Origin of the sequence: Streptomyces sp. T028, from assembly GCF_048159505.1 — a bacterium.
In the GTDB taxonomy this organism is placed as follows: Bacteria; Actinomycetota; Actinomycetes; order Streptomycetales; family Streptomycetaceae; genus Streptomyces.
This window is the reverse complement of sequence record NZ_JBLRVZ010000020.1, coordinates 1-22,834: the sequence shown is the minus strand read 5'-3', so window position 1 is coordinate 22,834 and position 22,834 is coordinate 1. Positions and strand designations below refer to the sequence as shown.

Genomic DNA, 22,834 nt, shown 5'->3' with positions numbered 1-22,834 from the left:
TCCGTGCAGCGCACCCTCTTCACCGACGACCACGAGACGTTCCGCGCCCTGGTCCGGGACGTGGTGGCGAACGAGGTGGTCCCGCACTACGCCGCGTGGGAGAAGTCCGGCCGGCTGCCCCGCTCCTTCTTCGAACTGCTCGGCTCGCTCGGCCTGTTGGGGATGGCGGTCCCGGAGGAGTACGGCGGGGGCGGCCGGCCCGACTACCGCTTCAACGTCGTCCTCCAGGAGGAGGCGGCCCGCGCCCTGGTCACCCTGGGCACGGTCCGCACCCAACTCGACGTCGTCCTGCCCTACTTCCTCACCTACGCCGACTCCGCGCAGCGGCAGCGCTGGTTCCCCGGGCTGGCCTCCGGGAAGCTGCTCACCGCCATCGCGATGACCGAGCCCGGCACCGGCTCCGACCTCGCCGGGATCCGCACGACCGCCGTGCGGGACGGGGACGCGTACGTGCTGAACGGGGCGAAGACGTTCATCACCGGCGGGCTGCTCGCCGACCTGGTGATCGTGGTGGCGCGTACGGCGTCCGATCCCGGGGACCGGCGGGCCGGGCTGACCCTGCTGGTCGTCGAGGACGGCATGCCGGGCTTCACCCGGGGGCGGGTGCTGGACAAGATGGGCATCAAGGTGCAGGACACCGTCGAGCTGGCCTTCGACGACGTCCGCGTACCGGTCGCCAACCGGCTCGGCGAGGAGGGCGCCGCCTTCTCCTACCTCGGGCACAACCTGCCCCAGGAACGGATGACGGTGGCCGTCGGCTCGGTGGCGCAGACGCGGGCGGCGCTGGACACGACGGTCGAGTACGTCAAGGAGCGCGAGGTGTTCGGACGCACCGTCGCCTCGTTCCAGAACACGAAGTTCGAACTCGCCGCCGTCGCCGCCGAGTTGGAGGCGGCGCAGACGCTGCTGGACCGGGCCGTGCTGGAGCTGGTCGAGGGCCGGCTGTCCGGCGCGGACGCGGCGAAGGTCAAACTGTTCTGCACCGAGGTACAGGCCCGGGCCGTCGACCGCTGTCTTCAACTCTTCGGCGGATACGGCTACATGCTGGAGTACCCGATCGCCCGGCTGTACGCGGACGCCCGCATCACCCGTATCTACGCCGGGACGAGCGAGGTCATGAAGGTCATCATCGCCAAGTCGCTGGGATTGTGAGCCGTGGAGGACTTCTCGAACAGGGCGGGCGTGGCGTTCGTCGCGGGCGGTACCGGCGGCATCGGCGCGGCCGTCGTACGGGCCCTGGCCGCGCGGGGCAGCGCGATCGCGTTCACCTACCGGTCCGACCAGGAGACGGCACGGGCGCTGGCCGAGGAGGTGAAGGCGGCCGAGGCGCTGCGCGTCGACCTCACCGACGAGGAGGCGACGGCCCGCGCGGTGACCGGGACGGCCGAGGCGCACGGCGGGATCCACACGCTGGTGTACGCGGCCGGCCCGCATGTGCCGATGCGGCATCTGAGCCGGGTGTCGCCGGGCGAGTACCGGGCACAGTTGGAGGCGGACGCGGTGGCGTTCTTCAACCTCGTCCACCCCGCGCTGTGCGTGCTCCGGGAGAGCCGGGGCAACGTCGTCGCGGTGACCACCGTCGCCACGCGCCGCTACCCGGTGCGCGACGGGCTGTCCTCGGGCGCGAAGGGAGCCGTGGAGGCGGTGGCCCGGGCGCTGGCCGCCGAGGAGGGCCGCTACGGCGTCCGGGTGAACTGTGTCGCGCCCGGCATGCTCAACGACGGGATCGCGGCCCGGCTGATCGAGTCCGGCGAGCTGGACGAGGCCGCGCTCGCGGTCACCCGGCGCAACATCCCGCTGCGCCGCTTCGGTTCGGCGGCGGACATCGCGGAGGCGGTGGCGTTCCTCGCCTCGGACCGGGCGGGGTTCATCACGGGGCAGGCGCTGGGGGTCGACGGCGGGTACAGCGTGTGAGTCGGCCTGGCCGCGAGGTGCGGGGTCACGGCGTGTGGAGCGGCCTGCCCCCGACGTACGCGGCGCGGACGGCCTCGGCCGAGAGCGCGTCGAGCGCCTCCCGCAGGGGCACCTGGAGCAGGCACAGGTCGGCGACCGAGCCGACAGTCAACTGCCGTGGCTTTCCGGGGCGTTCGGGTGTGCCGAGAAACAGGCGCAGGGCGGCCGAGGGCGTGACGTCCTCCCCGTCGGCGCGCTCGACGGCGGCCCGCATCACCGCCCACGGGTCATGGGTGCCGTAGGGCGCGTCCGTGCCGGCGGCGACCGGGACGCCCGCCTCGGCCAGGGTGCGGCAGCGGTAGAGGTGGGGGCGGTCGTCGGGGTGGACGTCGGCGGCGTAGGCGTGGGCGCGTTCCACGGGGAAGTGCGGCTGGGTCACCACGGTCACGCCGAGCCGGCGGATCCATTCGACCGACTCCGCCGGGACGACGGCGGCGTGCTCGATGCGGTCGCCGTCGACCGGGCCCACGTCGTCCAGGGCGAGCAGGGTCACCAGCAGCTGCACCCGGGTGACGCAGTGCACGGCGACCGGTCCGGGCCGCAACCGGGCGATGGTGGAGGCGAGTTCGGCGGGCGTCGGCAGGGTCGGGTCGTCGAGCATCAGCTTCACCGGGTCCTCGGCGGACATCACGAGGACCCGCTGCGGAAGGACCGAGAGCATCCGCGCGAGGCCGTCGCGGGGGCGGGGGTCGGCGTTGGTGAAGCCGGTGACGCCGAGCCGGGCGGCGCGTCGGCCGACCCCCGCCAGGTCGAGCGGCACGGGCGGGACGAGATCCCGCAGCCGCTGGTCCTCCCGCCAGAGACGGCCGTCGACGGCGAGGCCGGCCTCGCCGTCGAATCCGGCGGTGCTGTCGAATCCGGCGGTGCCGTCGAGTCCGGCCGCGCGCAGGGCGGCACTGTTGAGGAACCACATCGCCCCGCTGCGGTGCTGGACCCGCACCGGCCGGTCGGGGACGAGCCCGTCCAGCACCCGGCGGTCCAGTTCCCCGGCGACGCTCTCGTGGTACCCGACGCCCCGCACCCACTCCCCCGGCGCACCGGCCCGCAACGCCGCCGCGAGCCCCTCCCGGCCCCGCACCTCACCGGGCCCGACCCGCACCGACCCCGCCTCGGCTGCCAGGGCCGCCAGGTGTACGTGGTGATCGTGCAGCCCTGGCAGCAGCGCCCCGCCCCGCCCGTCGACGTCGGCCGCCCCGGGCAGCCCCCGCCCGATCTCGGCGATCCGACCGCCTCGGACACGTACGTCGACCCGCCCCCGCCCGGCCACCTCCACGTCCCGAATCAACACGGCCGGGCTCCGGGGCCGTCGCCATTCCGGTTCGGCATGGACACGACCGATCCGCCCGCCCGGTCCGCCTCCGGCGGCTGCCCTGCCGGGCGTCCGGCCACTCCATGACGCCGAGCCGCCACCGGTCCCTCACCTCCCCCGGCCCCCGAACCGGCCCTCCGGGCCCTCTGGGAACCCGCCAGCCTCGCCGCGCACGCCGTCATGGACACGCATAGCAACTCCCCTCCTCCGGCGGCCAGCGAGCGGGCGGCGGCGTGGGCGGCGTACAGGCCGGTGACCGGGTCGGCGAGGGCGTCGCCGAGGAAGACCGGCCGGCCGGACGTGTCACGGCCGGTGAGGCCGCCCGCCACGGCCGCGTCGTCGCCGAAGGCGACCCGGTCGTCCTCGCGGCCGTATCCGGTGATGCTCACCCAGACCCGGCCGGGCCGTGCGGCGAGGAAGTGCTCCGCGTGGATGCCGAGCCGGCGCAGCGCTCTCGGCCGGGACGCCTCGATGACGACGTCCGCCTCGGCGACCAGGTCGGCCAGTGCCGGGGTGGTGAAGTCGAGAACGCGGCTCTCGTGCCCTTCGTTCAGCCGGCGGTAGAAGCCCGGGTGCCCGAAGCGGGCGCCGTCGGGCCGGGTCGTGCTCTCCGCCTTCACCACGCTCGCCCCGGCGAGCCCCAGGAGGCGGGCACAGAGCGGGCCGGCCCAGAGGGCGGAGAGATCGACGACCCGGAGACCGGTGAGGGCGCGTGGCCGTCGCGCCCCGTGGTGGGCCGCCCGTACGGGGGCCCGGTCGGCGCCGGCCGAGGCGTGGCCCGCCGACGGAATGCCCAACAGCTGGGCCCGGCAAGCCAGTTGTGCCGCCGTGACGTGCCGCGCCACGGTGGTCAGATCGGAGTCCGGGGACGCCCCGAGGAGAGCCAGCAGGGCGGGCAGGGCAGCCGTGTCGTCGGGGCGTGCCAGGTTGACGGCGGCCCAGCCGTCGGCGGTGGCGAGGAGCCGGCAGGAGCCGCCCGCCGAGATACGGCCGGGCAGGTCGAACCCGGCCAGACGCGCCCGCAGGAAGAGGGCCTCGGGAAGGTCGACGGGGACGCCGGTCAGTGCGGTGAAGTCGTCGGTCACCTCGGCGAGCGGAGCGAGGTACTGCGACACGGACTGCATCCAGGGCAGCACGCCCGCTTCGAGAGTGGCATTCTTCCTCATGCGAACACCCTTCTCCTCCGAGGTGAGCCAAGATTACACTCCATGGGCCATGGAGCCGCCCTTCCGTCTGATCGACCTCGACCACAGCACCGGTCCACCACCGCCACGGCTGCCACGGCCGGGGCAGGCCGTGCTGGTGGGACTCGCCGGTCGCCCTCGTCCGGCCGGCGACGTGTTCGACGTCCTGCTGACGGCCGTACCCGACCCGCCGCGCCCTTGGGTGGGATGCGCCGACCCACACTCCGTCGCCCGCCTCCTCCGTGAGAACGTCACCCGGCAACCGGCGGCGGCCGTCACCCTCGTACAGGTCCTGCGGGCGGGATCCGCGCTGCCCGCCCCGGACCGGCTGGTCGTCGAGTCGCTCGCGTACTCCGCCCTGCAAGGGGGCGCGGGCTTCCGCGACTGGCTGGCCGCCGCCCCCGCGCGCACCCCGCGCCCCGCCGCCGAGCCCGTGCGGCTGCACCGCGACGGCGGGCGGCTCACCGTCACACTGGACCGGCCGCAGGTGCGCAACGCCTTCGACGCCGCCACCCGCGACGCCCTGTGCGAGGCCCTGGAGGTGGCCGTCGCGGACCCCACGGTCACCCGCGTCGACCTGCGGGGCAACGGTCCCGCGTTCTGCAGCGGGGGCGACCTCGCCGAGTTCGGTACGTCCCGGGATCCCGCCGCCGCCCATCTCGTCCGGGTCGGCCGCAGTCCCGCCGCCCTGCTCCAGCGCTGCGCGGCGAAGGTGACCGCCCGTCTACACGGGGCCTGCGTCGGATCGGGCATCGAACTGGCGGCCTTCGCGGGCCGGGTGCTGGCCGCGCCGGACACCACGGTCCGGCTGCCGGAGCTCGGCATGGGGCTGATCCCGGGCGCCGGCGGCACGGCGAGCCTCCCGGCCCGGATCGGCCGGCAGCGCACGGCGTATCTCGCCCTGACCGGAACGGCGTTGGGGGTGACGGAGGCGTTCGCCTGGGGGCTGGTCGACGAGATCGACACGGACGTCGGCCCGGCAGGCCGGAGTCGATGACGGTCCGTCAATCCGCGTGGGAGGGAGGTGCGGTGGAGCTGTGCACCAGCAACTCGACGGCCGGTCGGACGGGTTCCGGCGGAAGGGGTCTTCCTTCCACCGCGGCCGTGAGGACCGCGACCGCGTGGTCCGCGACGGCGGTGAAGTCCTGGCGCAGGGTGGTCAGGGGCGGGGAGAGGTAGGCGGCCGCGGGGATGCCGTCGAAGCCGACCACGCTCACGTCGTGCGGCACGGTCCGGCCGACCTCGGCGAAGGCCCGGATCAGGCCGATGGCCATGTCGTCGTCGGCCACGAACACGGCGGTGACCTCGGGCAGCCGGGCGAGTTCGCGGCCTGCCGCGTAGCCGGAGGCAGCGGGAGTCCGGTCGCCCTCGGCAGGCAGGGGCGGTTCGTGGGCTCCGGCGGCGGCCAGGGCCTCGCGCCAGCCGCGCATCCGGTCCCGGGCGCTGAACCAGTCCTGGGGGCCGGGGACATGCCGGACCGTGCCGTGACCGAGGGCGAGGAGATGCTCGGTGGCGAGGCGGGCGGCGGCGACCCCGTCGGCCTCGACGACGGTGTTGCGGCCGTCCGTCGTCTCGACGGGGGTCCCGAGGCTGACGACCGGCAACTCCGTGGGTAGCCGGGTGGAGCGGCCGTCGTGGATGGGCTCGACCAGCACGATGCCGTCCACGCCCTGCTCCAGCAGCGACTCCAGGGCGGCGGTGACCCCGCGTCCCGCCGAGGTGGTCGCGAAGGCGCAGGTGTATCCGGCGCGCCGTACGGCCTGCTCCAGGCCGAACAGGAGGGAGGTCGGGCCGTGCAGGGCGGAGCCGAGGGCGACGACGCCGATCCTGCGGTAGCGGCCCAGGAGGAGGGCGCGGGCGGCGGTGTTGGGGCGGTAGTCCAGTTCACGGATGGCGTGCAGGACTCGCTCGCGCACCTCGGGGCTGACATGGGGTTCGCCGTTGACGACCCGTGACACGGTCTTCTGCGAGACACCCGCCGCGTGGGCCACCTCCGTCATCCCCGGGCCGCGTCAGCGTTGGCGGCGGATCCCCGCACGTCAAGACCCGTCCCGACCTTTCCCGGACACTCGTCACCCGACACGCAGATTTTCCTCACGCGTCATCCACGCCCCTCCAAGGGGCCGGAAATACGCCTCCGGATTCGGACATGCGGTCCATAGGAACTCATTTCTTTCGATGGTTGATGTTTCCATGACGTGAGTCCGGAGTGAACGTCGACGGACGGGAAAGGAATTCATCCGTTTCCTCCCTCATGGCCGTCCACCCACGACTGACCGAATCATTGCGGCTGGTTACCAGCCGATCGTTCGATCGTTGACCGGTGAGTAATAAGCGCACTACCTTTCAACCGTTTCTAGCAAGCGATTTGATCCCGCCTTCCGCGGTGACCTGTGCCCGCGCGAATGTGGTGCACCGCCTTTGCTGTCCTGAACTCCCCCACCCTGCGGTTTCACGTTGATTCGGAGAATCATGACGTCCGCTGCGCGTTCCGAGGACATGATCATCGGCATCACCCCGTTCGGCGAGCCCGACGCCGGTCTCGCCCTGGCGGTCGGCCGGGCCGGCGGCCTCGGCGTGCTCGACCTGGGGCCCGGGGACAGAAGAGCGCGCGAGGCACTGGCCCGGCTGCGCCGCGCGTCACCGGGCGCGTACGGCGTGCGGGTCGGACCGGGCTGCCGGCTCGCTCCCGCCGATCTGGCTCCCGGGGATTCCGGGCCGCACACGGTGGTGCTCACCGCCGACGCGCACTGGCCCGTGACCGAGGTCGCGGGCCGGTACCGCGTGCTGGTGGAGGTCACCGATCTCGCGAGCGCGCGGGCGGCGGTGCGCGCCGGGGCGCACGGGCTCGTCGCGCGGGGCGCCGAGTGCGGCGGCCGGGTCGGCGAACTCAGCACGTTCGTGCTGCTGCAGCAGCTGCTCGCGGCGCCGGATCTCGGGCTGCCGGTGTGGGCCTGCGGCGGCATCGGCCCGCGTACGGCCGCCGCCGCGGTGGCGGGCGGTGCGGCCGGTGTCGTCCTGGACAGCCAGCTCGCCCTGCTCGACGACGCGGCACTGCCCGAGCCGGCGGCCGCCGCGCTGCGCGCGATGGACGGCTCCGAGACCGTCGTCGTGGCCGGTCACCGCGTCCTGCGGCGGCGCGGCCCCGACGCCCCGCAGGTCCCGGAGGACGCCGGGCCCGAGGCGGTGGCGGCACTGCTCGGCGCCCGGGACCTTCGTACCCAGTTGCTGCCCGTGGGCCAGGACGGTTTCCTCGCCGCCCGGTTCGCCGGGCGCTGGGGCGACGCCCGGCGGACGGTGCGGGCCCTGCGCGAGGCGGTGCTGGACGCCGTACGCGACGACACGGCCGTACGGGCGCTGCGGGCTCGGTCGCCGATGAGCCGGGCGCTCGGTACCCGGCTGCCGCTCGCGCAGGGGCCGATGACGCGGGTGAGCGACGAGGCCTCCTTCGCCGCCGCGGTCGCCGCCGAGGGGGCGCTGCCGTTCCTCGCGCTGGCGCTGGCGGACGGGGCGCGGACACGGGAGCTGCTCGCCGGGACCCGGGACGCGGTCGCGGGGCGGCCCTGGGGTGTGGGGGTGCTCGGTTTCGCGCCGGAGGACGTGCGCGCCGCCCAGCTGGAGGCCGTACGGGAGCTGCGGCCGACGCATGCCGTCATCGCGGGCGGGCGGCCGTCCCAGGCGCAGGCGCTGGAGCGGGACGGCATCCGGACCTTTCTGCACGTGCCGTCGCCGGGGTTGCTGCGGCAGTTCCTCCAGGCGGGGGCACGCCGGTTCGTGTTCGAGGGCTCCGAGTGCGGCGGGCATGTGGGACCGCGCGGCAGCTTCCCGCTCTGGGAGGCCCAACTCGCCGTTTTGGAAGACTACTTGGCTGACGCGGACGGCTCGGATCTGGAGGTGTTCTTCGCGGGCGGGGTGCACGACGAGCGGTCGGCTGCGATGGTCGCCGCGCTGGCCGCGCCGCTGACCGCGCGCGGCGCGGCGGTCGGGCTGCTGATGGGGACGGCCTATCTGTTCACCGAGGAGGCGGTGGCACACGGGGCGATCCGGCCGCTGTTCCAGCGGCAGGTGCTGGCCGCCGAGGGCACCACGCTGCTGGAGTCGGCGCCGGGCCATGCCACCCGGTGCGTGCCCAGCCCGTTCGCCGCCGACTTCCGTGGGGAGGAGGCCCGGCTGCGCGCGGAGGGCGTGCCCGACCGGCGGGTCTGGGAGGAGCTGGAGCGCCTCAACGTGGGCCGGCTGCGCCTCGCCAGCAAGGGCGTGACCCGTGACGGCGACGGCACGCTCGCCCCGGTCGACGAGCAACGCCAGTACGCGGAGGGGATGTTCATGGCCGGGGAGGTGGCCGTGCTGCGCTCGGCCACCACGACCCTCGCCGCGCTGCACGCCTCCGTGACGACCGGCGCCGCCGAGCATCTCGCCCTGCGGGCGGCCGAGTTGGGAGTGGACCGGGGCGGGCGGACGGAGCCCGAGACCCCGGCGCCGCTCGACATCGCTGTCGTCGGTATGGCGTGCATGTTCCCGCAGGCACCCGACCTGCCCACCTTCTGGGCCAATGTCGTCGGAGGCGTCGACGCGGTCGACGAGGTGCCGGTCGACCGCTGGGACACGGCCGTCCACCACGGCGAGTCCACCCCGTCGAAGTGGGGCGGCTTCCTGCCGCCGATCCCCTTCGACCCGCTGCGCTACGGCATCCCGCCCGCCTCCCTGGGCCACATCGAACCGGTGCAGCTGCTGTCCCTGGAGGCCGCCCGGCGGGCCCTGGAGGACGCCGGATACGGCGACGGAGGACGGGAGTTCGACCGCTCGCGCACCTCGGTGGTGTTCGGCGCGGAGGCGGGCAGCGACCTGTCGAACGCGGCCACCCTGCGGGCCGTGCTGCCCTCGTACTACGGGAAGGTCCCAGCCGGTCTGGAGGAGCAGCTCCCGCGGCTCACCGAGGACTCCTTCCCCGGCATGCTCGCCAACGTCATCTCCGGGCGGATCGCCAACCGGCTCGATCTCGGCGGCACCAACTACACGGTCGACGCGGCCTGCGCGTCCTCGCTCGCCGCGGTCGACGTCGCCTGCAAGGAACTCGTCGGGGGCACCTCCGACGTGGTGCTGTGCGGGGGCGCCGACCTGCACAACGGCATCAACGACTTTGTGCTGTTCTCCTCCGTCCACGCCCTGTCCCCCACCGGACGCTCCCGGGCCTTCGACGGCTCGGCGGACGGCATCGCCCTCGGCGAGGGCGTGGCCTGCGTCGTGCTCAAACGTCTCGCGGACGCCGAACGCGACGGCGACCGGATCTACGGCGTGATCAAGGGCCTCGGCGCCTCCAGCGACGGCCGCTCCCTCGGTCTGACGGCGCCCCGCCCGGAGGGCCAGCGGTCGGCGCTGGAGCGGGCGTACCGCAGCGCGGGCGTCTCCCCGGCCGACGTCGGTCTCGTCGAGGCGCACGGCACCGGAACCGTGGTCGGCGACCGTACCGAACTGCGCATCCTGGGCGAGGTGTTCACCGAGGCAGGGGCCACGTCCGGGGCGTGTGTGCTGGGTTCGGTGAAGTCGCAGATCGGGCACACCAAGTGCGCGGCCGGACTGGCCGGGATGATCAAGACGCTGCTGGCGCTGTACACCGGTGTCCGGCCGCCGACGCTGCACGTCGAGGCGCCCAACGCGGCCTGGGACGCGGACAGCAGTCCGTTCGCCTTCCACGCCGAGGCCCGCCCCTGGGCGGCGCCCGCCGGGAAACGGCTCGCCGGGGTGAGCGCGTTCGGGTTCGGCGGCACCAACTTCCATGTCGTACTGAGTGCTTACGCGGACGGCGCGCCGCCGGTGCGGGGCCTGGACGCCTGGCCGGCCGAGCTGTTCCTCTTCCGTGGACGGGACGAGGGCGCGGCCCACCGGGCGGCGGAGGAGCTGCTGCGCGCGGCGGAGGCCGACGGGCGACCGTGGCGGCTGCGGGACCTGGCGCTGAGCGCGGCCCGGCGGTCGGACGCGAGCGGCGATCCCGTACGGCTCGCGGTCGTGGCGTCGGACGTGGACGACCTGACCGGCAAGCTCCGGCGGGCCCTGCGCGGCGAGTCCGATCCCCGGCACGGGCTGCACACGCACGACCCGCAGGACGGCAAGGTCGCCTTCCTCTTCCCCGGCCAGGGCAGTCAGCGCACCGGCATGCTCGCCGAACTCTTCGTGAATTTCCCCGAGTTGAGGTCGTATCTGGAGCTCGGTCACTCCCACGCCGGCGCGCTGTATCCGCCGGCCGCCTTCGACGACGCCGTACGGGAACGGCAGCGGGCCGCGCTGACCGACACCCGGGTCGCGCAGCCGGCCCTCGGGATCGCGGGGCTCGCCGCGCACGCCGTGCTCACGGCGGCCGGGGTGCGCCCGGACATGGCCGCCGGGCACAGCTACGGCGAGCTGGTCGCCCTCGGCGCGGCCGGCGCCCTCGATCCCGAGACCCTGCTGGAGCTGAGCGCCGAGCGGGCGGCGGCGATCCTGGAGGCCGCCGCCTCCGCCGGTCCGGAGCCCGGCACCATGGCCGCCGTCGCGGCCGGCGCCGAGGAGGTGACCCGGGCGCTGCGAACGGCGGGCGCACCGGACTCCGTGGTCCTCGCCAACCGCAACTCGCCCGAGCAGACGGTGATCTCGGGCCCGACCGACGCGGTCTCGGACGCCGTACGGCTGCTGCGCGAGGCAGGCCTCGGGGCGAAGCGGATCCCCGTGGCCTGCGCCTTCCACAGTCCGCTGGTCGCCGGAGCCGGTGACCGGTTCGCCGAGGTGCTCGCCGAACGGCCGGTGCACGCCCCCGAGTTCCCGGTGTGGGCCAACCGCACGGCCGCCCCCTACCCGGTCGACCCGGACGCCGTACGAGCCGGACTCGCGGCGCAGATCGGTGCGCCCGTCGCCTTCGCCGAGCAGATCGAGGCGATGTACGAGGCGGGGGCGCGGGTCTTCGTCGAGGCCGGTCCCGGGTCCGTGCTGACGCGGCTGGTCGGGCAGATCCTCGGCGACCGGCCGCACCGCACGGTGGCCTGCGAACCCCGGCCCGGCGGCGGCCTGCCCGGCTGGCTGGACGCCCTGGCCCGGCTCGCCGTGGCCGGGCTGCCGGTGCGCACCGGGTGGCTGCTGCGCGGCCGGGACGCGGTCGACGCCGTCCACACGCCCGTACCGAAGCGGCCCGGCTGGACGGTGGACGGGCAGCTGGTCCGCACGGCCTCCGGAGCCCTTCTGCCCGGTGCGCTCGCACCCGCCCGACGAGTCGGGGACCCTGTCGAAAGGACTGTGCCGACTGTGACGACGAACCCCCCGCACGGCGTCCCGTCCGACCGGGACGCGCTGATCTCCGAGTTCCTGCGCACCAGCCGGGAGATGATCGCCGCCCAACGGGACGTGCTGCTCACCTACTTCGGCGCCACGCCCGGAGCACAGCCGCCGGCGCCGCTCGCACCGCAGGCCGTGGCCCGGCCGGAGGTGATACCGGCGGAAGTGATACCGGCGGTGGCGGAACTCGTACCCCCGACGGCAGCGGCCCCGGAGCCCGATTCCGCTCCCGTCGGGGGCACCGACGTCCAGCAGGTCGTCCTGGAGATCATCAGCGAGCGCACCGGCTATCCCGTCGACATGATCGAGCCCGACCTCGATCTGGAGGCGGACCTCAGCATCGACTCCATCAAGCGCGCCGAGATCGCCGGTGAGCTGGCGAAACGGCTGGGTGCCGGGGGCGGGGCGGACCTCACCGCACTGGACGACGCGGAGCTGGAGGAGCTGGCGAAGGCGCGGACGGCCGCGGCGGTGACGGACTGGCTCAGGTCGCGCCTGGAGGGCCCGGCCTCGCCCGTAGCGGGATCGGCGCACGCGGAGCCTTCCCTGCCCGCGGACGCGGAGCCTTCCCTGCCCGCGGCCCGGGAGCCTGCCGACGCGGCGGACGAGGTCACCGGTGAGCCGCCCCGGCGGCACGTGTTGCGCCCGGTCCCGCTCGACGCCGGCGCCTCCGACCCGTCCGCCGTGCTCGCCGGCACCCGCTGGGCCCTCCTCGGGGACGCCCCGGAGACCGCCGCGCGCCTCGCGGCCCACGGCGCCGACGTCGTCGTACACCCCCGGGACCACGCACTGTCCGAGGCGGACGGACCGGTGGACGGGGTGCTGTACCTCGGTGCGCTCGCCGGGCCCGAGGACGACGTGCCGGTGCTGCCCGACGCGTTCGCCGTGCTGAAGGCGGCCCTGGGGCGCGGCCCCCGTTGGCTGCTGGCCGTGCGGCACACGGACGGCGAGGTGCCGGACGCCCGGTCGGCGGGGCTGCGCGGGCTGTTCCGGACCGTGGCCCGGGAGTACCCCGAGACGCTCGCGCGGGTGGTCGACCTGGCCGACGCCTCGCCGGACGGGGTCGCGCGGGTCGTGGTCGAGGAGGCCGTGGCCGCCGACCGGACGCCGGTGGTGGTGCGCGACGCCTCGGGGCGGCAGGGTTTCGAGCTGGTGGAGGAGCCCCTGGGCGCGCTCGGCAGCACCGGCGCCGGACCGGCCGGAGACGGGGTCGCGGAGGCGGCCGCACTCGGCCTGGACCAGGACTCGGTGGTGGTGCTGACGGGCGGGGCGCGCGGCATCACCGCGCAGTTCGCCGCCGCGCTCGCCGGCGCCGCCCGCTGCCGGCTGGAACTGCTCGGCCGTACGCCCGCGCCGGACGGCCCCGAGGACACCGACACGGCCGCCGCACACACCCGGGCCGAACTGCGGTCCGTACTCGCCGCGCGGGGCGGGCTGAAGCCGGCGGAGATCAGCCGCGCGGCCGAACTCCTGCTGGCCCAGCGGGAGATCACCGCGACCCTCGGTGAACTCACCGCGCTCGGCGCCCGGGTGCGCTACCGCTCGGTGGACTTCCGGGAGCCCGAGGCGGTGGTGCAGGCGGTGAAGGAGATCCACGCCGAACACGGCCGGCTCGACGGTGTGGTGCACGCGGCCGGAATCATCGAGGACCGGCTGATCGCGGAGAAGACCGCCGAGTCCTTCCAGCGGGTCTACGGCACCAAGGCGACCGGCGCGGACGCCCTGCTCACGGCGCTGGAGGAACTGCCGTCGGCGCCCGCGTTCACGGTCCTGTTCGGCAGCATCTCCGCCGTTCTCGGCAACCGGGGCCAGGTGGACTACGCGGCCGCCAACGACGCGCTGGAGACCCTCGGTGCCGCCTTCGCCGCCCGCACCGGGCGGCGCGCGATGACCGTGCACTGGGGCCCCTGGGCGCCCGCGCCCGGTCACGGCGGGATGGTCGGGGCGGAACTCGCCCGCGAGTACGCCCGGCGCGGCATCCGGCTGATCGACCCCGAGGAGGGGACCGCGGCACTGCTGCGGGAGCTGGCGTGGGGCGATCCGTCGGTCAGGGCCGTGGTCCACACCGCGTCGGGCTGGTGACCGGTGTCGCCTGCAATCCCCGGAAGGGCGACTGTGACGGCCCGTCAAGTGCCGGTCGCCATCGTCGGCATGTCGGTGCTGCTGCCGGGGGCCACCGATCTGGACGCCTACTGGCGGAATCTCCGGGACGGCGTGGACGCCATCGGAGAGGTGCCGGAGGGCCGTTGGGACGCCGACGCCTACTACCGGCCGGGCACCGCGGCCGAACCGGCCCTCGCGGAGCGGGTCTACGCCCGTAGGGGCGGGTTCGTGGACGGGCTCGCGCAGGTCGAGGTCACCCGGTTCGGGATCATGCCGAACTCGGTGGCCGGCACAGAGCCCGACCAGCTGATCGCCCTGCACGTGGCCTCCGCCGCCCTGGACGACGCGGGCGGCGCGGACCGCCTCCCCGACCGAGGGCGCGTCGGCGTCGTCCTCGGCCGGGGAGGCTACCTCACCCCCGGTCTGGTCCGGCTCGACCAGCGGGTGCGCACGGCCGGGCAGCTCGTACGGACGCTGGGCGAGCTGCTGCCCGACCTGTCCGACTCCCAACTCGACCGAGTCCGGGAGGCGTTCACCGAGCGGCTGGGTCCGGACAGCCCCGAGTCCGCGATCGGTCTCGTGCCCAACCTCGCCGCGTCCCGGGTCGCCAACCGGCTCGACCTGCGCGGACCGGCGTACACGGTGGACGCCGCGTGCGCGTCCTCGCTGGTCGCTGTGGACCAGGCGGTCGGTGAACTGGCCTCCGAGCGCTGCGACATGATGCTCGCAGGGGGCGTCCACCACTGCCACGACATCACGTTGTGGAGTGTCTTCTCCCAACTGCGCGCCCTCTCCCCCAGCCAGCGCATCCGTCCCTTCCACCGGGACGCGGACGGCATCCTGATCGGTGAGGGCACGGGGGTCGTCGTCCTGAAACGGCTGACGGACGCCGAGCGGGACGGCGACCGGATCTACGCCGTGATCCGGGGCACCGGCGTGGCGAGCGACGGCCGGGCGGCCGGGCTGGTCAACCCCGACCCCGGCGGCCAGGCACAGGCCGTACGGCAGGCGTGGCGGGTCGCCGGGCTCGACCCCGCGGCGCCCGGTTCGCTCGGCCTGCTGGAGGCGCACGGGACGGCGACTCCGGCGGGCGACGGCGCCGAACTCACCACGCTGGCTGAGGTGTTCGGGCCGGGGGACGGCGCCCCCGACGCCGTCCTGGGCTCGGTGAAGTCGATGATCGGGCACACCATGCCGGCCGCCGGTGTCGCCGGTCTGGTCAAGGCCGCGCTCGCCGTCCACCACGCGACGCTGCTGCCCACGCTCCACTGCGACGATCCGCATCCGGCCCTGGCCCGCACCCGCTTCCGCACGCTGGAGAAGGCGGCGGAGTGGGAGACCGGGCCCGGGCAGCCGGTGCGCAGGGCCGCCGTCAACGCGTTCGGGTTCGGCGGGATCAACGCGCATGTGGTGCTGGAGGAGGCGCCGGGGGCGCGGGCGGAGGTCGGTGGACCGAGGACCGGCCCCGCCTCCCGTGCGCTCGCCCAGGTCACGCAGGTCACCGAGCCCGAGGAGATCCTGCTGCTCGCCGCGGAGTCCCCGGCCCGCCTCGCCGCCCTGCTGGACGCCGACGACGTCACCGTACGTTCCGCCGGACTCGACCCCACGCGCCCGCACCCGGACGCGGGCCCCGCCCGGCTCGGGATCGTCGACCCGACGGCCAAGCGGCTCGCGCTGGCCCGTCGCGCGCTCGGCAAGGGGCGCGCCTGGCACGGCCGCAACGACGTCTGGTTCCGGCCGGACCCCCTGCTCGGTACCGCCGGGCACGGAAAGCTGGCGTTCCTCTTCCCCGGTCTGGAGGGCGACTTCGCCCCCCGCGTCGATGACATCGCCGCCCACTTCGACCTGCCCGCTCCGGTGCTCCCTCACCGCGAGACGCAGGACATCGGCCGGCACGGCTTCGGGGTCGTCGCCGTGGGCCGGCTGCTCGACGCCGCTCTGCGCCGCACCGGGATCGTGCCGGACGCGGTCGCCGGGCACAGTGTGGGCGAGTGGACGGCGATGGCGGCGGGCGGGCTGTACGCCGGGGACGAGGTCGACGCCTTCATGGCCGGCTTCGACCCCGACTCGGTGACGGTCCCCGGGCTGGCCTTCGGCGCGATCGGAGCCTCCGCCGAACGGGTGCTGGCGGCTCTGCGCGACGAGGGCGGGGAGCGGGCGGGGCTCGTCCTCTCCCACGACAACGCGCCGGGGCAGTCGATGGTGTGCGGTCCGCAGACCGCGGTGGAGGACTTCGTCCGGGCCTTCCGCTCCCAAGGCGTGCTCAGCCAGGTACTGCCGTTCCGGTCGGGCTTCCACACGCCGATGCTGGAGCCCCACCTCGGCCCGATCGAGGAAGCCGCGGAGCGGTTCCGGCTGCACGCGCCGCACACACCCGTCTGGTCGGGGACGACCGCCGCCCCCTTCCCCGAAGGAAAGGCGGAGATAAGGGAGTTGTTCGCAAGGCATCTGCTGGAGCCCGTCCGTTTCCGGCAGTTGGCGCTGGCCCTGTACGAGTCCGGGCACCGGGTGTTCGTGCAGGCGGGCCCCGGTCAGCTCGGCTCCCTCGTCGGCGACACCCTCGGCGGACAGGACCACCTGGTCGTCGCCGCCAACTCGCCCCACCGCACGGGCCTGGCCCAGCTCCGCCGGGTCGCCACGGCGGTGTGGACGGCGGGGGCGCACGTGGCTCCCTCCCTTGCGCGACCCCGCCGGACGGAACCTCAACGGCCGGCGGTACGCCTGGACTTGGGCGGCGCTCTGGTGTCCCTCGCACCGGAGAGGCTCGCCGAACTCCGGGCGGGGCTGCGTCCCCGCGCGGGCAGCGGCCCCTCACCCCTGGACACACTCGCCCAACACTCCCCATTGGCCGCCGAGTTGAACGCGCTGATGCGCGAGACATCGGACATGGCGGCGGCTCTCCTGGGCGCACCGGCCCCGGGTCCCGCCCGGCTCACCCCCCGCCGCACCACCGTCCGTGTCTCCCCCGACACCATGCCCCACCTCCTCGACCACTGCTTCTTCCCGCAGCGTCCCGGCTGGCCCGACGTGGCGGACCGGTGGCCGGTGGTGCCGGCGACGACGATCGTGCGGCACATCATGGACGCGGCGGCCGAGGCCGCCCCCGGCACCGTCCCGGTCGCCGTGCACGGCGCGCGGTTCGAGGAGTGGCTCACCGCCACCCCGCCCGTCGACGTACCGGTGACGGCGACCCCGGAGGGACCGGACCGCGTGGCCGTGTCCTTCGGCCCCCGCGCCCGCGCCACGGTCGAACTGGCCGCCCGCCACCCGTCCCCGCCTCCGGCCCCCTGGCCGGCCGGCACCGCCGCCGAACGCGTCCCCGAGCACACCGCCGCCCAGCTCTACGACGAGCGCTGGATGTTCCACGGCCCGGCGTTCCAGGGCGTCACCGAGCTGACCGCGATCGGCGACCGCCATGTGCGCGGAATCATCACCACCCCGCCCGCACCCGGCGCGCTGCTCGACAACGTCGGTCAGATCCTCGGCTACTGGATCATGGCGACGCGGACCGAGCGGACCGTGGTGTTCCCGGTCGGTATGCGGGAGATGCGGTTCCACGGTCCGGATCCGGCGCCCGGCACCGAGGTCGCGTGCCTCGTCCGGATCACCTCGCTCACCGACACGGTCCTGGAGGCGGACGTCCAGCTGACGGTCGACGGCACGGTGTGGGCCGAGCTGTACGGCTGGCAGGACCGCCGGTTCGACAACGACCCGAAGACCCGTCCCGTCGAGCGCTTCCCGGAGCGCAACACCCTCTCCGAGGCGAGGCCGGACGGCTGGACGCTGCTGCACGAGCGGTGGCCGGACCTCGCCTCCCGCGAGCTGATCATGCGCAACTCCCTGGGCGGCCAGGAACGTTCGGAGTACGCGGCGCACGCCCCGCGCGGGCGCCGGCAGTGGCTGCTCGGCCGGATCGCCGTCAAGGACGCCGTACGGCAATGGCTGTGGGATCACGGCGAGGGACCGGTCTTCCCGGCCGAACTCCGGGTGCGCAACGACGAGTCGGGCCGCCCGTACGTCACCGGTGTGCACGGGCGCGTCCTGCCCCCGCTGAACGTGTCCCTGGCCCACTGCGCGGAGGCCGGCGTGGCGATCGTCCGCCCGCGCCCACCTGGCCCCGGCCGCGGGACCGGCCCCGGCCCCGGTCCCGGTCCCGGTCCGGGCATCGACATCGAGGAGGTCACCGACCGCACACCGGAGACCCTGGAAGCGGCACTGGGCCCGGATGAACTCCGGTTGCTGAGAGACCTGTTGACGACCACCGGGGACTCCGAGGCGCTCTGGTTCACCCGCTTCTGGGCGGCGAAGGAAGCCGTCGCCAAGGCGGAGGGCACCGGATTCGGGGGCCGGCCACGGGACTTCACCGTGCTCGACGCGACCCCGGACGGCGACCGGCTGACCGTCTCCGGCCGACTGGAGGGCTCCTACGCCGTGCACTGCGAGCCGGCCGCCAACCCGCCCACCCTGCCCGCCCGGAGTTACGTCGTCGCCTGGACGACGGGCCCCGCCCCGGCGCCCACGGAACCGAACCGACCGAAGGAGTACGACCGATGACCCCCGTCACCGCCGACGAGGAGAGCGTCCTCGCCGACATCACCGGCATGCTCGCGCGGCTCCTGGAGGACGAATACGGCCTCGACGACGTGGAGATCGGCATGCAGACCACCTTCAACCGCGATCTGGAGCTGGAGAGCATCGACCTGGTGACGCTGGCGGGACTGCTCCAGGAGCGGTACGGGGACCGGGTCAACTTCGCGGAGTTCCTGGCCGGGATGGAGTTCGACGAGATCATCGAGCTGACCGTCGGCCGGCTCGTCGAGTACGTGGTGACCAGTCTGAAGGCGGCGGGGGCGAGCTGACCCATGGCGATGGTCGACACCGGCGCCGTCCGGTTGCACGTCCAGCGGCTCGGCCCCGGCGGGGACCGCCCGGCCGGTGCCACCGTCGTCCTGGTGCACGGTCTGCTCACCGACAGCCTGGCCAGCCACTACTTCACCGTCGCCCCGGCGTTCGCGGCGGCCGGCCTCGACGTCGTCATGTACGACCTGCGCGGCCACGGCCGCAGCGCACGCCCCGCCGAGGGCTACACCCTGGACGACAACATCGACGACCTGGAGGCGCTCGTGGACCGGCTGGGGGTGACCGGGCCGGTGCATCTGGTCGGCAACTCCTACGGCGGCACGATCGCGTTCGGTTACGCGGCCCGCCATCCGGAGCGGGCGGGCAGTGTCTGTCTCATCGAGTCCGAACCGGCCACCCCTGCCTGGGCGGAGAAGCTGGAGCGCATCCTGGGCTGGGTGGTGGAGCGGCTCGCGCACCACGAGCCGGAGGCCCTCGCCTGGGTCACCGCCAACCGGGGGCAGCACACGGCCCGGCTGGCCAGGGGTGCGGCGCGGCTCGTCCGGGAGACGACGCTCAGCCGGGACATCCCGGCGAGCCGCGTGCTGACGGAGGAGCGGATCGCGGCGGTGCGCTGCCCGGTGCTCGCCCTCTACGGGGGCGACTCCGACCTGGCCGAGCAGGCGGACTGGCTGGAGGGGGTGCTGCCGGACTGCCGGACCGTGATCGTGCCCGGCCATGAGCACTCGATCCTCGTGGAGGCCTCGCAGACGGTGGGCGGGCACGTCCTGTCGCTGGTGGAGGAGACCCTCGGGACGGCGGCGCGGTGAGCCGGTTCCTGTTCGTCGTGCCGCCGCTGGTCGGGCACGTCAACCCGACCGTGGGGGTCGCCGCCGAGCTGGCCGCGCGGGGGCACCGGGTGGCGTGGGTGTGCCCGGATCCGGAGCTGGTGGGACGGCTCGCGGGGGCCGGGGCGCTCGTGTTCGGATGCGCCGGCACCGCCCAGGGCGAGCGGCCCGCCGAGCTGCGCGGCCCCGAGGCGCTGAAGTTCCTGTGGGAGTGGTACCTGCTGCCGCTCGCCGAGGCGATGGCACCGGGAGTGCGGGCGGCCGCCCGGGAGTTCCGGCCGGATGTGGTGGTGGCCGATCAGCAGGCCTTCGCGGGGGCGTTCACCGCGGAGCGGCTGGGCCTGCCCTGGGCGACCTCGGCGTCGACGTCGGCGGAGTTCACCGATCCGCTGGCCGGGCTGCCCAAGGTGCGGGAGTGGGTGGAGCAGCGGCTGGCCGCGCTGCGCACCTCGCTCGGCGACCCCGGGAGGGCGACCGACCCGCGTTTCTCCCCGCACCTGGTCCTCGCCTTCAGCGCACCGGAGTTGGCGGGCGTGGCCGAGGGGGTGCGCTGGGTCGGCCCCTCGATCACCGCGCGCCGGGAGGCGTCCGGCTTCCCCTGGGAGTGGCTCGACCCCGGCCGGTCCACCGTCCTCGTCAGCCTCGGCACCGCCAACACCGATGTGGGCGGCCGATTCCTCGACGTGTGCCGGGACGCACTGCGCGAACGGGCCGACCGGGTACAGGGGTTGATCGTCGACCCGGGCGGCACGCTCGGCGCCGCCGGTGACGACAAGGATGTCCTGATCACCCCTTCCGTACCCCAACTCGCGCTGCTGGAGCGTGGAGTGAACGCGGTCGTGTGTCACGCCGGGCACAACACGGTGTGCGAGGCGTTGTGGCACGGCGTCCCGCTCGTCGTCGCCCCCATCCGGGACGACCAGCCGGTGGTGGCCGGCCAGGTCGTGGCCGCGGGGGCCGGGGTGCGGGTGCGCTTCGGCCGGGTCACGGCGTCGCGGCTGGGCGCCGCCCTGGACGCCGTACTGCACGAGCCCGGGTACTGGGTGGCCGCCGAGCGGATCGGCTCGGCGTTCCGCGCCGCGGGCGGCGCACCGGCCGCCGCGGACCATCTCGACGAGCTGGCAAGGGAGTCCGGATGACCGACGAGACCCGGCCGGGCGAGCGGATCGCCGCGCTGCGCCCCGCCTACCAGGACGACATCGCCGCCGGTGTGGAGCGCTTCCTGGAGCCCCGGAGCACCGACTGCCCGTGGTGCGGCTGCCAGGACCTCACCACCCGGCTGCGCACCACCGACCTGCTCCAGCACAAGCCGGGCCGGTTCGTTCTGGACCGCTGCGAGGGCTGCGGGCACGTCTTCCAGAACCCCCGGCTCACCGCGGAGGGGCTGGAGTTCTACTACCGGGACTTCTACGACGGCCTCGGCGAGAAGAAGCTCGGGGAGACGTTCGGGGCGCGGACGAAGACGTACCGGAACCGGGCCGAGTCGATGCTGCCGTACGACTCCGCGCCGAAGGCCTGGCTGGACGTGGGCACCGGGCACGGGCACTTCTGCGCGGCGGCGAAGGAGGTGCTGCCGGACACGGTGTTCGACGGGCTGGACTTCACCGACGGCGTCGAACTCGCCGAGCGGGAGGGCCGGGTGGAACGCGGCCACCGGGGCAGCTTCCCGGACCTCGCGCCCGAACTGGCCGCCCGCTACGACGTGGTGAGCATGTTCCACTACCTGGAGCACAGCACCGACCCCGACCGCGAACTGCGGGCCGCGCGGGAGGCGGTGCGGCCGGGCGGGCATCTGCTGATCGAGGTCCCCGACCCCGAGAGCCGTTACGCCCGGCTGCTCGGCCGCTGGTGGCTGCCCTGGCTGCAGCCGCAGCATCTGCACTTCGTGCCGGTGGCCAATCTGCGGGACCGGCTCACCGAGCTGGGCTTCACGGTGGTCGCGGAGCAGCACGCCGAGCCGCACGACCCGGTCGATCTGCTGGCCGCCGTATGGCTGGCGCTGGACCACGCGGCGCCGCGCGAGGACGCGCCGTGGCTGCCCGAGCCGCCGGGAGCGCTGCGGCGCACACTGCGGGCCGCGCTGCTGATCGCGGGCATTCCCGCGTTGATCGCGGGCACCCTGCTCGACCGGTTCGCCGTCCGGCCGCTGGCGCACCGGCTGGGCGTGTCCAACGCGTACCGGATCGTGGCCAGACGCGACTGACGGCAATCGTTGCCCGACGCGACCGACGGGGTGGGCAGACGGGTTCCGCCGTGCTAGCTTCGGGCTCACCGGACCATCAGGAATCCTGACGATCCACGGTGTGCGGCCCGACGAACGGAACCCGTATGTCCATCCTGGCCAGACCCGCGGTGGCGACCCGTGCCGCGAAGACCATGCAGGGCCTCACCAGGCTGGCGAGCCGCCGCTCCGGCGGCCCCGGTTCCACGGCCGCCTGGCGGGCCCGGTTCCCCGAGTACCCGCGTGACGCGAGCGAAACGACCGTGCCGACGTCGGTGGCCCCGGCGCCGGTCACGGTGTACCTGCCGCCGGGTGGGACCGCCACCAGGCCGCCCGTGCACGTCAACTTCCACGGCGGCGGCTATGTCATGTCGATGCCGGTGATGGACGACGCGCTGTGCCGGTTCCTCGCCGTCGAGGCGGGAGTGGTCGTGGTCAACGTGAAGTACGTGGTCGCGCCGCAGCACCCGTTCCCGGCGCCGACCACACAGGCGTACGAGGTCGTCGACTGGGTGGCCGGGCACGGCGCGGAGCACGGCTGGGACGGCGCGCGGCTCACCGTCGGCGGGCAGAGCGCGGGCGGCGGACTCGCCGCGGCCGTGGCCCGCCAGTCCCTGGAGCGGGGCGGGCCCGCGATCGCCCTGCAGGTGCTGCACTATCCACCGCTGGACCTCGCCACCGCCGCCCGGGACAAGAAGGCCGCCGTCGCCAGGCCGATGCTGCGGCCCTGGATGGCGGACGTCTTCGACACGTCGTACGTGCCGGACCGGCGTGAGCGCGCCGACCGGCTCGTCTCCCCCGCGCACCCCTCGGACACCGCCGAACTCAAGGGCATCGCGCCGGCCCTGGTGATCACGGCCGAGTACGACCTGCTGCGCGCCGAGGCGGCCCGCTACGCCGAGCGACTGCACGCGGCGGGTGCTCTCGTCGAGCACCACGAGGTCGCCGGCGCGGACCACGGCTACGACACGAACGACGACGAAAAGGCGCGCCAGAGCTACGCCCTGATGGCTCGTCATATCCGAAGGGCCACCGCGCCCGACGCCCCCTGACAGGCGCGGGCGCCGCGGTCCCG

At 74.5% G+C, this 22,834-nt stretch carries 13 protein-coding genes; 10 read left to right on the top strand and 3 right to left on the bottom strand.

The genetic code is table 11. The annotated features are described in order from the left end of the window. Positions 1-3: 3 nt before the first annotated feature. Complete coding sequence (locus ACLZN2_RS20165; RefSeq protein ID WP_416979947.1) at positions 4-1,152, top strand: acyl-CoA dehydrogenase family protein; 1,149 nt, start codon at positions 4-6, stop codon at positions 1,150-1,152. Between the two features lie 3 nt (positions 1,153-1,155). Then, a complete protein-coding gene (locus ACLZN2_RS20160) occupies positions 1,156-1,914 on the top strand; it encodes an SDR family NAD(P)-dependent oxidoreductase (RefSeq protein ID WP_416979945.1) in 759 nt (252 codons plus the stop codon). Positions 1,915-1,939: 25 nt separating this feature from the next. On the opposite strand, the gene ACLZN2_RS20155 is transcribed toward ACLZN2_RS20160, so the two are convergent. Beyond that, positions 1,940-3,241, bottom strand: a complete 1,302-nt coding sequence (locus ACLZN2_RS20155) for an amidohydrolase family protein (protein ID WP_416979943.1) — start codon at positions 3,239-3,241, stop codon at positions 1,940-1,942. Then, positions 3,235-4,428, bottom strand: a complete 1,194-nt coding sequence (locus ACLZN2_RS20150; protein ID WP_416979941.1) for a CoA transferase — start codon at positions 4,426-4,428, stop codon at positions 3,235-3,237. Before ACLZN2_RS20150 ends, ACLZN2_RS20155 begins: the two co-directional genes overlap by 7 nt. 49 nt (positions 4,429-4,477) lie before the next feature. Between ACLZN2_RS20150 and ACLZN2_RS20145 the strand changes: the two genes are divergently transcribed. Continuing rightward, positions 4,478-5,443 (top strand): enoyl-CoA hydratase/isomerase family protein, encoded by a 966-nt coding sequence (locus ACLZN2_RS20145; RefSeq protein ID WP_416979939.1) that lies wholly within the window; start codon positions 4,478-4,480, stop codon positions 5,441-5,443. Positions 5,444-5,450: 7 nt separating this feature from the next. On the opposite strand, the gene ACLZN2_RS20140 is transcribed toward ACLZN2_RS20145, so the two are convergent. Then, positions 5,451-6,446 carry a LacI family DNA-binding transcriptional regulator gene (locus tag ACLZN2_RS20140; RefSeq protein ID WP_416979937.1) on the bottom strand — a complete coding sequence of 332 codons (996 nt, stop codon included), beginning with the start codon at positions 6,444-6,446 and terminating at the stop codon, positions 5,451-5,453. A 472-nt stretch (positions 6,447-6,918) separates the two neighbouring features. Here ACLZN2_RS20140 and ACLZN2_RS20135 point away from each other — a divergent pair, with 472 nt between their 5' ends. The 7 genes from ACLZN2_RS20135 to ACLZN2_RS20105 all read left to right on the top strand — a co-directional run bounded on the left by ACLZN2_RS20135 (position 6,919) and on the right by ACLZN2_RS20105 (position 22,811). Then, positions 6,919-13,830: an SDR family oxidoreductase gene (locus tag ACLZN2_RS20135; protein WP_416979935.1), complete on the top strand. Its 6,912-nt coding sequence runs from the start codon at positions 6,919-6,921 to the stop codon at positions 13,828-13,830. A gap of 69 nt (positions 13,831-13,899) precedes the next feature. Beyond that, complete coding sequence (locus ACLZN2_RS20130) at positions 13,900-18,405, top strand: beta-ketoacyl synthase N-terminal-like domain-containing protein (RefSeq protein WP_416980215.1); 4,506 nt, start codon at positions 13,900-13,902, stop codon at positions 18,403-18,405. Beyond that, the gene (locus tag ACLZN2_RS20125; protein ID WP_416979933.1) at positions 18,402-18,710 is read left to right on the top strand and encodes an acyl carrier protein; all 309 of its coding nucleotides are present in this window, start codon (positions 18,402-18,404) and stop codon (positions 18,708-18,710) included. Before ACLZN2_RS20130 ends, ACLZN2_RS20125 begins: the two co-directional genes overlap by 4 nt. A gap of 3 nt (positions 18,711-18,713) precedes the next feature. After that, positions 18,714-19,520 (top strand): alpha/beta fold hydrolase, encoded by an 807-nt coding sequence (locus tag ACLZN2_RS20120; RefSeq protein WP_416979931.1) that lies wholly within the window; start codon positions 18,714-18,716, stop codon positions 19,518-19,520. Beyond that, positions 19,517-20,677, top strand: coding sequence for a glycosyltransferase (locus ACLZN2_RS20115; protein ID WP_416979929.1), 1,161 nt, complete (start codon positions 19,517-19,519; stop codon positions 20,675-20,677). The genes ACLZN2_RS20120 and ACLZN2_RS20115 overlap by 4 nt, the downstream gene beginning before the upstream one ends. Further along, complete coding sequence (locus tag ACLZN2_RS20110) at positions 20,674-21,741, top strand: class I SAM-dependent methyltransferase (protein WP_416979927.1); 1,068 nt, start codon at positions 20,674-20,676, stop codon at positions 21,739-21,741. The genes ACLZN2_RS20115 and ACLZN2_RS20110 overlap by 4 nt, the downstream gene beginning before the upstream one ends. Positions 21,742-21,866: 125 nt before the next feature. Beyond that, positions 21,867-22,811 carry an alpha/beta hydrolase fold domain-containing protein gene (locus ACLZN2_RS20105; protein WP_416979925.1) on the top strand — a complete coding sequence of 315 codons (945 nt, stop codon included), beginning with the start codon at positions 21,867-21,869 and terminating at the stop codon, positions 22,809-22,811. The last annotated feature ends 23 nt before the right edge of the window (positions 22,812-22,834 follow it).

Coding starts and splice junctions, on each gene's coding strand:
- ACLZN2_RS20140 (WP_416979937.1), bottom strand. CDS start 6,446: ATGACGGAGGTGGCCCACGCGGCGGGTGTCTCGCAGAAGACCGTGTCA.
- ACLZN2_RS20135 (WP_416979935.1), top strand. CDS start 6,919: ATGACGTCCGCTGCGCGTTCCGAGGACATGATCATCGGCATCACCCCG.
- ACLZN2_RS20120 (WP_416979931.1), top strand. CDS start 18,714: ATGGCGATGGTCGACACCGGCGCCGTCCGGTTGCACGTCCAGCGGCTC.
- ACLZN2_RS20105 (WP_416979925.1), top strand. CDS start 21,867: ATGTCCATCCTGGCCAGACCCGCGGTGGCGACCCGTGCCGCGAAGACC.
- ACLZN2_RS20145 (WP_416979939.1), top strand. CDS start 4,478: ATGGAGCCGCCCTTCCGTCTGATCGACCTCGACCACAGCACCGGTCCA.
- ACLZN2_RS20125 (WP_416979933.1), top strand. CDS start 18,402: ATGACCCCCGTCACCGCCGACGAGGAGAGCGTCCTCGCCGACATCACC.
- ACLZN2_RS20130 (WP_416980215.1), top strand. CDS start 13,900: ATGTCGGTGCTGCTGCCGGGGGCCACCGATCTGGACGCCTACTGGCGG.
- ACLZN2_RS20150 (WP_416979941.1), bottom strand. CDS start 4,428: ATGAGGAAGAATGCCACTCTCGAAGCGGGCGTGCTGCCCTGGATGCAG.
- ACLZN2_RS20110 (WP_416979927.1), top strand. CDS start 20,674: ATGACCGACGAGACCCGGCCGGGCGAGCGGATCGCCGCGCTGCGCCCC.